This window comes from Citricoccus sp. NPDC055426 (assembly GCF_040677445.1).
GTDB lineage: Bacteria > Actinomycetota > Actinomycetes > Actinomycetales > Micrococcaceae > Citricoccus.
Genome location: NZ_JBFARZ010000006.1, coordinates 164020 through 175611 on the forward strand (window position 1 = coordinate 164020; position 11592 = coordinate 175611).

Sequence of the window (11592 nt, forward strand, 5' to 3'; positions counted from 1 at the left end):
GAGATGGCTGAGCTGCCGTCTGCTCTCTGGAAGTACACCAACATCCAGCTCACCACGGCGGATGCGGCGGTCGGGGTCTCGCCGAAGGAGATCATCTGGACCTACCGGAAGACCACCCTGTACCGGTACCGCAGCTCCCGGCGCAGGCATCCGGTGCCCGTCCTGCTGACGTTCGCGCTCATCAACCGCCCGGACATCTTCGACCTGCGGCCGGGCAACTCCTTCGTCGAGTTCCTGCTGGAGGAGGGCTACGACGTCTTCCTGGTGGACTGGGGCTACGCGGACGAGGAGGACGCGGAGACCGGGCTGGAGGACTACGCCCTCGAGTACATCCCCCGGGCGATCCGGGAGGTGCGGCGGACCAGCGGCGCCGACGAGATCACCCTGATCGGCTGGTGCATCGGCGCCGTGCTGACCGGGATGTACCTGTCGGTCACGCCGGACGCCCCGGTGCGGAACTGGATTCCGCTGACCATGCCCTTCGATGCGGCCAACACCACGTACGAGACCCTGCTCGGCAACGACGAGGTGGACACCGACTGGCTGGGCCAGCACGGGGCCTTCCTGCCCGGCACCTACGTGGACACCGTCAACAAGATGCTCAAGCCGGTGCCCAATTACATCGGGACGCCCCTGCGGCTGTTCCGCCAGGTGCAGGACGGCACCGCGGACCGGAGCGCCTACCAGCCCATGGCGCGGTGGGTGGCCGACAACCCGAACTTCCCCATGCGGGCCTTCCGGCAGTGGGTGACGTGGGTGTACAAGGAGAACCGCCTGGCCCGGGGCCGCGTGCGGCTGCGGGGCAAGAAGGTGGACTTCGCTGCCATCCAGCAGTCCATCCTCGTGGTCACAGCCACCAAGGACCACATCGCCCCGCGCGACGGCACCATGCCGGTGTTCGACGTCCTGACGAGTGGGGACGTGGAACACCTCGACGGCGTCGGCGGACACATCGGCCTGATGGCCGGCTCGCGGGCACGAGGCGAGATCTGGCCCCATCTCAACGCGTGGCTCGAACCCCGGAGCCAGTCGACCCGTCCGGTGTGATCCGGAGCCCCCACCACATCCACGAGGAGACAACGATGTCAGAAGTAGTCATGGGACCCAAGGGAACCAAGCTGGTTGGACGCACCGCCCTCGTCACGGGCGGCACGCGCGGCATCGGCGCCGCGATCAGCCGGAGCCTGGCCGAGCAGGGCGCTGACCTGGCGCTGGGCTACGGCCGGGACCACGAGCGCGCGGAGGAATTCCTGGCCTCCCTGCGCAGCGGCTTCCCGGACGGGAAGTTCACCATCCACCCGGGCAACGTCGGCAAGGCCGAGGACGCGCGCCAGACCATCGCGGACGTCCTGCAGGAGCACGGACAGCTGGACATCCTGGTCAACAACGCCGGGATCACCCGGGACCGCACGGTGCTGAAGATGGAGGACGACGACTGGGACTCGGTGATCCAGGTCAACCTCTCCGGCACCTTCTACATGGCCCAGGCCGCCCTCAAGCACATGCTCGAGCGCGGTACCGGCCGCATCGTCAACGTCTCGTCGATCATCGGCGAGATGGGCAACATCGGGCAGGCCAACTATGCGGCGTCCAAGTCAGGGCTGTTCGGCCTGACGAAGACCCTGGCCCGGGAGGCGGTCTTCCACCTGGACCGCGCGGGCAAGCTGCACGACGACTCGATCGGGGTCACGGTCAACACCGTCACGCCGGGGTATGTGAACACCGAGATGGCCGAGGCCGTCCCGGAGAAGGTCATGGACAAGATCAAGGGCAGGATCCCCTTGGCGCGCCTGGCTGACCCCGACGAGATCGCACGCGTGGTGCACTTCCTCTGCGCGGACAAGTCCTCGTACATCACGGGTCAGGTGTGGGGCGTCAACGGCGGCATGGACATGTGACACGTCTCACCTGACGGTGGGGTTTGCATGGGTTAGCAACTGCTGCTAACTTTATTAGCAGGCAGGACACGCTGCCGATGAGAACAAGACCAACCGTCAAGGAGTCATCATGGCCGCAACCGCCAATGCCAACCAGACCGCCAGCAAGATGGCCGAAGAGGCCACCAAGCGCTTCGAGGAGAACGCCGAGCGCGTCAAGGAGTTCAACTCCGCCGTGGCCGAGACCGCCAAGTCCAACTCCCGCGTGGCCGTCGACAACTACGAGAAGGCCGCCAAGAGCTTCTTCCAGATGCAGCGTCAGTTCGCCGGCAACAGCCAGGTCGAGTGGGTCAAGGAGACCTCCTCCACCCAGATCCAGTTCGCCGAGGACGTCGCCGACGCGTGGGTGAAGGCTGCTCGCCAGCTGCTCAAGTGAACTGAGGGGTTCCGTCCCTGAGGTCGCCACGGTGAACGGCCCTGTCGATATCGGCAGGGCCGTTCGGCGTTGCTGCGCCGTGGTTCCGAACTCCCGAGTACTATCAATCTCCAACGTGTCCGGCGTCACGGTCGGTTCGTCTGCAGGCCACACTGAAACTTCTAGGAGGCATTGTGCACAGCACACTCCGTCCCACCGTCCCGCCCGCAGTCATCGATTCGATGTTCGCTGCGAGCCTGGGCGCGTGGAACACCATGAACGCATCCGTCATCGATTACTGGTCCGGAGCCTTCAGCCGCCGCGCCACCCCTTTGAGCCTGATGCGCGATCTCACGCGGTGGAACGTGGCGCTCTCGGCCCGCCAGCGTCCACCGTGGGCCCACGAGGCGCAGCAGAGCGTCGTCGGTGAATGGCCCCTGGCGCGACTGCGCGACTATTCCGCCCCGGACGCCGAGCCCGACCAGATCCCCACGGTGATCCTGCCGCCCCAGGCCGGACATGCCTCCAGCATCGTGGATTTCGCGGCGGACCAGAGCCAGATCATGGTCGGCCGAGACAACGGCTGTTCCCGGATCCTCAGCATGGAGTGGATCGGTGCGACCCAGGAGACCAAGGACGCCGGGATCGACGACTACATGGCGCTGCTCCGAGAGGTCGCCGACCAGCTGGGCGGCAAGGTCAACCTGGTCGGGGACTGCCAGGGCGGCTGGCTGGCCACGATCTTCGCAGCCCTCCACCCGGACCGGGTGAACTCCCTGGCCATCGCCGGGGCCCCCATCGACTTCCACGTCGGCGAACCCCTGATCCACGATTGGCTCACGGTACTCGCCCCCGACGGTGACATGTCCTTTTTCCGCTCTGCCGTCTCCGCCAACGATGGGATCCTGCCGGGGCGGTTCCTGCTGGACGGGTTCAAGGCCCTACAGCCGGACCAGGAGCTCTCCAGGTCGCTGCAGCTGCTGACGAACATGCACGACTCCGACTACGTGGAGCGCCACCGGACCTTCGAGGACTGGTTCCAGTGGACCCAGGCCATCCCGGGTGAGTTCTACCTGTGGATCGTGGAGCACCTCTTCATCCGCAACTCGCTGATCAAGGGCGAACTGGAGGTGGAGGGCCGGACGGTTGACCTGAAGGACATCCGTTGTCCCCTGTTCCTGATGGCGGGTCGCACCGATCACATCACCCCCGCGGACCAGGTGTGGGCGTTGGCCGACTACGTCTCCACGCCACCGGAGCGCATCGGCCGGCAGTCCGCCAGGAGCGGTCACCTGGGCTTGTTCATGAGCCATGAGGCCCTGGCCACGCACTGGCCGGTCATCTTCGCCGAGATGGGGGCCCTGTCCACGCCGACGCCGGAGGACGATCCTGAGGTCTTGACGGACGAGCCGAGCCAGACCCAGCCGACCATGTTCGAGCAGGCGCCGGAGCTCCAGGCCGCCGCTCCCCAGGCGGCACCAGCGAAGGCCGCCCCGAAGTCGGCCGCCACCAAGGCGGCGACCACCAAGGCAGCGACCACCAAGGCGGCGACCGCCAAGGCAGCCGCGCCGAAGGCCAAGGCCACGAAGGCCGCCGCTCCCAAGACCGCTGCGCCGAAGGCTGCCGCTGCCGAGGCGGCTGCTCCCAAGACGGCTACCCCGAAGGCAGCCGCCGCCAAGACGGCGACCGCCCGGGCTGCCGCTCCCAAGACCGCAGCGCCGAAGGCAGCCGCTGCCAAGACCGCCGCGCCGAAGGGTGCCGCTCCCAAGGCTGCTGCGCCGAAGGCAGCCGCTGCCAAGACCGCTGTACCGAAGGCGGGGACCACTCAGGCCGCACCGGCTGCGGAGAGTGCGGCGGCCACCCCGTCGCCCGCCAGGACTCCGTCCCAGGCCGCACCGGTCCAGGAGCCGAAGCCGACGACAGCTCCGAAGGAGCCGGCTACCCCGAAGGCGCCCACCGCAGAGCAGGGCACTCCGTCCTCGGAGCGCCCGACGGCCACGCCGTGATGCGGTGATCGTGTCACGGGCCGGCCTTGCGAGCCTGGCCTCGGCTGACGCCCGGCGTCCACCCAGCAGGGTGGGGCCGGGCGTCAGCCGTCTCTGCGGTCGGGCAACTGAGCTGGCCGGGAAATTTGCGGCGGTCGGGCGGTCGGGCCGTGGTCCCGACTAGCCGGGCTGGTCGCTCTGGTTGGAGCGCACGAAGGACCGGTAGATCTCGGCCAGGGAGGTCCGCTGTTCCGGAGAGAGCTCCTGCGCCGCGTCGATGGCGCTGAGCACATCGGCCTGGGCCTGGTCCTCCGGAGCCGGGCCCGAGGCCGCCGGACCCGGGGCCCCGGCACCCGCCGAACCGGGCTGGCCCGGCTCCCGTTCGTAGAGGTCGTCGACGCCGACGCCCAGTGCGGTGGCGATGCCGGCGGCCACCGCCTCGGAAGGGGCGCGCAGCCCGCGCTCGATCTGGGAGAGGTAGGGGTTGGAGATCCCCACCATGGCGGAGACCTGGCGCATGGACAGGTCCGCGATGCGGCGCTGCTGACGGATGTACGCGCCCATCAGATGACGTTGCTGTTCTTTGTTCACCACAGACCCATCATACGGAAGGGCGTCGCCGTTCAGGTCGCCTCTGCGGTGGGATCCGAGGTGGGATCCGAGGTGGGGAAGGCCGGCAGCCCGGATTCGAACAGCCACGGGCGCATCACCTCGGTGGTGAGACCCTCCGGGTGCCCGGCCGACTGAGCATGGCGGTCCGCGTGGTCCAGGAACAGGGCGGTGTCCACCGTTCCATGCCGGTGCTCGGCCACCCAGGACCGGATCAACGCGGCGAAGACCTCGGATCCGAGCGCACAGCGCAGGGCGTACAGGGTCAGGGCCCCACGCTTGTAGATCCGGTCGTCGAACATCAACTCGGGCCCGGGATCCGCGACCACGATGGTACGGGGCTTGACGAACAGGCCACGCCAGGCCCGCCGGGCCTGCGTGCGCAGGGAGGCCTGGCCGGACTCCTCGCTCCACAGCCATTCGCTGTAACAGGCGAAGCCCTCGTGGAGCCAGATGTCCTTCCACTGCCGCAGGGTCAGCGCGTTGCCGAACCACTGGTGTGCCAACTCGTGCGCCACCAGCCGCTCCGAGGCCCAGGACCCGTCCAGGTGGTTGGCTCCGAAGATGGACAGGGACGCGGCCTCGAGGGGGATCTCGAGCTCGTCGTCGGTCACCACCGCGGTGTACCGCTCGAAGGGGTAGGAGCCGTAGTGCCGGCTGAAGCAGTCCATCATGCGCGTCTGGAGCCCGAGCGCGGCCTGGGCGCGGTCCAGGAGGGCCGGCGAGGTGGCCAGGAAGACCGGGACGGATTCCGCGGGAGTCTGGCGGCCGGCGTCGTGCTCGGGGACCGCCACGAGCTGGTAGCGGCCGATCTGGACCGTGACCAGGTAGCTCGGCGCGGGTTCGCGCAGCTCCCACGTCCACTCCTCGCGCGAGGAACGGCGCCGGTGGCCGGTGGGGACGCCGTTGCACACGGGCAGGTAGCCGGCATCCGTGCTGATGGCGATGCTGTAGGTCGACTTGACCGAGGGGTGGTCCACGCAGGGGAACCAGGTCTGGGCTCCGTTGGGCTGGCCGGCCACCAGGACACCGTCCTCGAGCTCCTCCCAGCCGACCTCGCCCCACAGGCCCTGGAGCATGCGCGGGACCCCGGTGTAGGAGATGTCCAGGCTCAGGTCGGTGCCGGCCTCCAGCTGGCTGCCCAGCTCGATGACCAGGCGGTCCTGACGGACGGACGTCTTGGTCACCTTGACGGCGCGCTGCCCGGACCGTGCGCTGACCTTGCCCGCACTCAGGGCGTGCAGGTCCAGCTCGACCCGCTTCAGCGGATGCAGGACGGTGCCCTCCAGACGGGCCCGTCCGGCGATCCGGTTGGCGGCCAGCTTGACCTCGAGCTGGAGGTCGTAGTGTCCCACCGTGAAGTCGCCGGTTCCCGACCCGGGCACGTAGGGGTCGGGGAGGGCCGGGGTCTCTTCACTCACGGGCGGGTGCTCTCCTCTGGGGTCGCGGTCGGGGTGTCGGCTCCGGGTTCCGGGGAGGCTGTGGTGGCCGCGGAGGCCGCCGCGGCCTGCCGCTCGGCGGCACGCTCCGCCTTCTCCTCGAGCTTCTCCAGTCTAGTGATCGCCGCGGCCCGGCCCTTCACCTTGGGGCCCTTCCACGGGGCCACCGGGTTGCCGGCCCACCACGAGTGGCCCGGCACCATCTCCCCGCGCATGATCAGGGAGCCCGCGCCCACGGTGGCGCCGTCCTCGATGGAGGCGGCCGGCAGGATCACGGAGTTCGGGCCCAGGGTGGCCCCCTCGCCGAGCCGCACGGTGTCCAGGGACATCACGCGGTCATGGAACAGGTGCGTCTGGACCACGGATCCGCGGTTCACGGTGGAGGAGTCGCCCAGGGTGACGAGGTCCGCCTCGGGGAGCCAGTAGGACTCGATCCAGGCACCGTGGCCGATCTTCGCGCCGAGGGCCCGGAGCCACCAGACCAGCGAGGGCGTGCCCGAGGCCAGCCGGCCGAACCAGGGGGCGGCCACGAGTTCGGTGAAGGTGTCCGCCACCTCGTTGCGCCAGATGAACGAACTCCACAGGGGGTGTTCGCCGGTCTCGACCCGTCCGACGAGCACCTTCTTGGCCACCACGGAGGTCCCGGCGGCCAGCGCGCCGGCGAGCATCAGCACCACGCCGCCGAGGACCGCGGCCAGCCACCAGCCGCCGGGGCCGGGCCCGTCCGCGGCCCCGCCACCGAGCTGGGCCAGCCCGTCCAGGGCCAGGGCCACACCCAGGGCGATGACCGCGGAGGTCCACACGGCCAGCAGCCGCAGGCACTCCCACCCACTGCGGGCCCGTTTGAGCCGCGCCGGGGGATCGTAGGTGAGGTCTTCCTCCGCCGCCACCTCGGTGCGGCGCAGTCGCACGGGCGGGGAACCCAGCCAGGAGGAGCCGGCCTTGGTCTTCTTCGGGGTGGCGGACAGGACGGCCACCAGCGCGTTCTTCGAGAGCTTGCGGCCGGCGGCCAGCATGCCGGAGTTGCCCAGGAAGGACTTCTTGCCCACCTTGGCCTGAGCCACGTACATCCAGCCCCGGGAGAGTTCATAGGAGCCGATCATGGTGTCGTCGGCCAGGAACGCCCCGTCCCCGATCTCCGTGAGGGACGGCTGGAGGATGACCGTGGAGGCCTCCACGTTGGTCCCCACGGTGGCGCCGAGCCAGCGCAGCCAGGTCGGGGTGAACCGGGAGGCGTAGATCGGGAAGAGCAGGTCCCGGGCCGTGTCCAGCACGCGTTCGGTGGCCCACAGCTGCCAACCGATGCGGGAGCGCACGGCGTGGTACCCCTCGCCCACCCCGAGGGAGAGCAGCCGCACGGAGAGCACGGTGAACAGCATGTTGGCGCCGAACCACACGGCCGCGATCAGGGGGCTGGCCGCGAGGAGCCGGGCGGCGGAGCCCACCAGGGTCTGCGGGGCGTCCCCGGTGCCGTCGGCGGACCAGTCCGGCCACCAGGTCAGGGTCCACACCCCGGCCAGCGCGGCCAGGGCGGCCGCGGCGAAGGGCAGCAGGGCCAGGAGGCCGGAGCCGATCGTGGAGAGGACGAGCCATCCGGTGGCCCGGGGCGGTTCGATGTTGGGCCCGGCGTAGCTGGCCTTGCCGAGCCGCTGGGCTGGGGAGCCGGCGTACTCGATGCCGTCCTTGGCCTTGCCGAGCACGGTGGAGCCGGCGTGGATGACCGTCCCGGCCCCGAGGGTGGCCCCCGGCATCAGGGTGGACCGAGAGCCGACCACGGCGTCCTCGCCCACGGTGACGGCACCGATGTGCACCACGTCCCCGTCGATCCAATAGCCGGAGAGGTCCACCTCGGGTTCGACCGAGCTGCCGGCGCCGAGGTCCAGCAGACCGGTGACCGGCGGGACGGAGTGCAGGTCCACGTTCCGCCCGATCCGGGCCCCGAGGAGCCGGGCGTAGGTGGGGACCCAGAGGGCGCCGCCGAGGGACACCGGGTCCACCAGGTCGGAGATGTGCTGGGCCAGCCAGAGGCGCAGGTGGACCTTGCCGGAACGCGGGTAGGAGCCCGGCTTCAGCCCGCGCAGCAGCGAGCGGGCGGCGAGCACGGTGATCGCCATGCGGCCCGGCGGCGAGACGAAGAGCAGCCAGCCGGCCAGCACCCACCACCAGGACACGCTCGGGGCCTCGGGGAGGATCCCCCAGGCGGCCGCCAGGTTGGAACCGGCGGCGAGGTAGACGACCCATCGCATGGCCACCAGGATGACCAGCGGGATGCCCATCAGCGATTGGAAGACCTGGGTCTTGCGGGCGGTCCGGGCCACCGGCCGGGGCTCCACGGGCTCGACCGCCTCGATCGGCTGGCCGTCATTGCCGGTGACGGCCTCCAGCAGGGCGCCCGCCCGGGGGTGGGCGTAGATGTCCCGCACGGTGACGCGCGGATAGCGGGTCCGGAGCCGGGACACCAGCTGCGCGGCGGCCAGGGAGCCGCCGCCGGAGGAGAAGAAGTCGGTGTCCAGGTCCTCGGGGGCGGATCCCAGCACATCGGCCCAGTGGCCCAGGACCCATCCACCGGGGGACTCGGGGTCCACGGGCAGCTCGGCGTTCGGGCCCGAGCCGCCGTGGCCTGAACCCTGGCCGGCCTGGCCGGGCAGCGGCCACGGCAGGGCATTGCGGTCCACCTTGCCGGAGGTCTTCGTGGGCAGGGTGTCGACCGTGACCAGCCGGGGGACCAGGGCGCCGGGCAGGTCCCTCTCGAGCTGCCTCCGGAACGCCTTCAGATCCGGTCCATCCTGCTCCTGGCTCGACGTCGGCACGGCCAGGTACCCGATGAGCAGCTGGGTCCCGGCGGGGGTCGTCTTGACGGCGGCGGCGCCGCCGGCGATGCCCGGCAGGGCCTGCAGCGCGGCGTCGATCTCGCCCAGTTCGATGCGGCGGCCGCCGAGCTTGACCTGTTCGTCAGCACGGCCGACGAACAGCAGGCCCTCCGGGTCCCAGACCACGAGGTCGCCGGATCGGTAGGCGCGGTCCCAGCCCAGGGTGGGCATCGGGGCGTACTTCTCGGCGTCCTTGGCGGGGTCGAGGTAACGCGCCAGCCCGACGCCGCCGATGATCAGCTCACCGGTCTCGCCCTCGGCCACGGGGACGCCCGTGGCGGGGTCCACGATCGCGAGGTCCCAGCCGTCCAGGGGCAGGCCGATGCGCACGGGGCCGGTGCCGTGCATGGGCGCGGCGCAGGCCACCACGGTGGCCTCCGTGGGTCCGTAGGTGTTCCACAGTTCGCGTTCGTCCTCCGCCAGCCGGGCCGCGAGGTCGGGTGGGCAGGCCTCCCCGCCGAAGATCAGCAGCCGGACGTTCTCGAGGGCCTCCGGTGGCCACAGGGCGGCCAGGGTGGGCACGGTGGAGACCACGTTGATGGAGCGGGAGACCAGCCAGGGGCCGAGGTCCATGCCGGACCGCACGAGGGAGCGGGGGGCGGGCACCAGGCAGGAACCGTGCCGCCACGCCAGCCACATCTCCTCGCAGGAGGCGTCGAAGGCCACGGAGAGTCCCGCCAGGACCCGGTCCTCCGGCCCGAGGGGGTCATCCTGCAGGAAGATCCGCGCCTCGGCGTCCACGAAGGCGGCGGCGTTCTGGTGCGTGACCGCCACCCCCTTGGGGGTGCCCGTCGAGCCGGAGGTGAAGATGATCCACGCGTCGTCGTCGAGCCGGGCCGGCCGCGGGGCGGGGAAGGGCTTGGGCCGCTTGGACGAGGTCTGCACCCGGCCGTCGGCACCGAGGATGGCGGCGACCTTGGCCTCGGAGAACACCAGCCGGGCCCGCTCGTCCGGGTCGTCGGCGTCGACCGGGACATAGGCGGCGCCGATGTACAGGGTGGCCAGGATGGCGATGTAGAGCTCCACCGTGCCCGAGGGGATGCGGACGCCGATGCGGTCCCCGGCTCCCAGCCCGGCCCCGTGCAGGGCCCGGCCCATGGCCTTGACCTCCTCCATCAGTTCGGCATAGGAGAGCACGGTGTCGCCGTCGTCGAGGGCCGGGGCCTCCGGGTGCTGCTCGGCCGTGGCCATCAGGAGGTCCACCAGGGTGCGGGGCGGCGGGGCCTGCTCGGCGGCGGGCAGCTGCGGCAGGTGTTGCGGCCGGGAGTCGGGGGAGTTCACGGCAGCAGGAGCGACTTTCCGGTGGTCCGGCGGGACTCGAGGTCCTCATGGGCCCGGCCGGCCTCGGACAGTGGATGGGTCGCCCCCACCCGGAAGTCCAGCGTGCCGGCCTCGAGGGCGGCGAAGAGCTCCTCCGCCCGCCACCGCGTCTCCTCGGCGGTGCGCGTGTAGAAGGCCAGGGACGGGCGGGTGATGAAGAGCGAGCCGGCGCCGTTGAGCCGCTGCAGGTCGAAGGGCGGGACCTGGCCGGAGGACCCGCCGAAGAGCACCAGCGTCCCCCGCACCCGCAGGGACTCCAGGGACTCGTCGAAGGTGTCCTTCCCGACGCCGTCGAAGACCACGTGCGCCCCCTCGCCGTCCGTGGCCTCGCGGACCCGGGCCGCGAAGCCGGTGTAGTCGAGGACCTCGCTCGCCCCGGCCCGCCGGGACAGCTCCTTCTTCTCGTCGGTCGAGGCGGTGGAGATGACGGTGGCGCCCCGCGCCACGCACAGCTGGGTCAGCAGCAGGCCCACACCCCCGGCACCGGCATGCACGAGGACGGTCTGCCCGGATTCCACCGGGAAGGTGGAGCGGTGCAGGTAGTGGGCGGTCAACCCCTGCAGCGGGATGGCCGCCGCGTGCACGGGATCCACCCCGGCCGGCACCGGGAGCAGCTGGCCCACGGGGGCGGTGAAGTACTCGGCGTAGGTGCCGGACCCGGCGGCCGTGGCCACCACGTCGCCGAGGGACACGGCGCTGACGCCCGGGCCGAGGCCCACCACCGTCCCGGAGCCCTCGGAGCCGGGGATGAAGGGGTGGGGCATGCGGTACACGCCGGAGCGCTGATAGGTCTCGATGAAGTTCAGCCCGGCGGCAGCGGTCTTCACCAGCACCTCGCCGGGGCCCGGGGCCGGCACCTCGACCTCGGTCCACTGCAGGACCTCGGGGCCGCCGGAGACGTCCACGCGCACGGCGTGCTGGGTGGTGGGCAGGGGGTTTTCCGTCATGGTACCTACCGTATCCGGGCCCGTGCCTCTGCGGGGGACAGGCGGCGACGTGACGGCGGGCACCGGGTGACGGGAACCCGCAGGGTGCCGAGTGGCGCCCGCACCCGGCAATGCATAAATATTGGCAACA

At 70.8% G+C, this 11592-nt stretch carries 8 protein-coding genes; 4 read left to right on the forward strand and 4 right to left on the reverse strand.

Translation table 11 applies throughout. From position 1 onward, the window contains the following. The first annotated feature begins 3 nt into the window (after positions 1 to 3). The 4 genes from AB0K08_RS10825 to AB0K08_RS10840 all read left to right on the forward strand — a co-directional run bounded on the left by AB0K08_RS10825 (position 4) and on the right by AB0K08_RS10840 (position 4298). Positions 4 to 1047 carry an alpha/beta fold hydrolase gene (locus tag AB0K08_RS10825; protein ID WP_363354252.1) on the forward strand — a complete coding sequence of 348 codons (1044 nt, stop codon included), beginning with the start codon at positions 4 to 6 and terminating at the stop codon, positions 1045 to 1047. 35 nt (positions 1048 to 1082) lie between these two features. Beyond that, the gene (locus AB0K08_RS10830) at positions 1083 to 1898 is read left to right on the forward strand and encodes a beta-ketoacyl-ACP reductase (RefSeq protein ID WP_363354254.1); all 816 of its coding nucleotides are present in this window, start codon (positions 1083 to 1085) and stop codon (positions 1896 to 1898) included. Positions 1899 to 2007: 109 nt separating this feature from the next. Then, positions 2008 to 2313, forward strand: coding sequence for a hypothetical protein (locus AB0K08_RS10835; RefSeq protein ID WP_363354256.1), 306 nt, complete (start codon positions 2008 to 2010; stop codon positions 2311 to 2313). A gap of 254 nt (positions 2314 to 2567) precedes the next feature. Continuing rightward, on the forward strand, positions 2568 to 4298 hold the full coding sequence (locus AB0K08_RS10840) for an alpha/beta fold hydrolase (protein ID WP_363354258.1): 1731 nt from the start codon (positions 2568 to 2570) through the stop codon (positions 4296 to 4298). Positions 4299 to 4457: 159 nt separating this feature from the next. Here the strand turns inward: AB0K08_RS10840 and AB0K08_RS10845 are convergent, their stop codons facing one another. Genes AB0K08_RS10845 through AB0K08_RS10860 form a run of 4 tightly spaced genes read right to left on the reverse strand, consistent with a single transcriptional unit; the run spans position 4458 to position 11462 of the window. Next, positions 4458 to 4871, reverse strand: a complete 414-nt coding sequence (locus AB0K08_RS10845) for a helix-turn-helix domain-containing protein (RefSeq protein WP_363354260.1) — start codon at positions 4869 to 4871, stop codon at positions 4458 to 4460. 29 nt (positions 4872 to 4900) lie between these two features. Continuing rightward, positions 4901 to 6307, reverse strand: a complete 1407-nt coding sequence (locus tag AB0K08_RS10850) for a M1 family metallopeptidase (RefSeq protein ID WP_363354262.1) — start codon at positions 6305 to 6307, stop codon at positions 4901 to 4903. Further along, positions 6304 to 10476 (reverse strand): Pls/PosA family non-ribosomal peptide synthetase, encoded by a 4173-nt coding sequence (locus tag AB0K08_RS10855; RefSeq protein ID WP_363354264.1) that lies wholly within the window; start codon positions 10474 to 10476, stop codon positions 6304 to 6306. Before AB0K08_RS10855 ends, AB0K08_RS10850 begins: the two co-directional genes overlap by 4 nt. Continuing rightward, complete coding sequence (locus tag AB0K08_RS10860; RefSeq protein ID WP_363354266.1) at positions 10473 to 11462, reverse strand: quinone oxidoreductase; 990 nt, start codon at positions 11460 to 11462, stop codon at positions 10473 to 10475. Before AB0K08_RS10860 ends, AB0K08_RS10855 begins: the two co-directional genes overlap by 4 nt. Positions 11463 to 11592 lie beyond the last annotated feature (130 nt).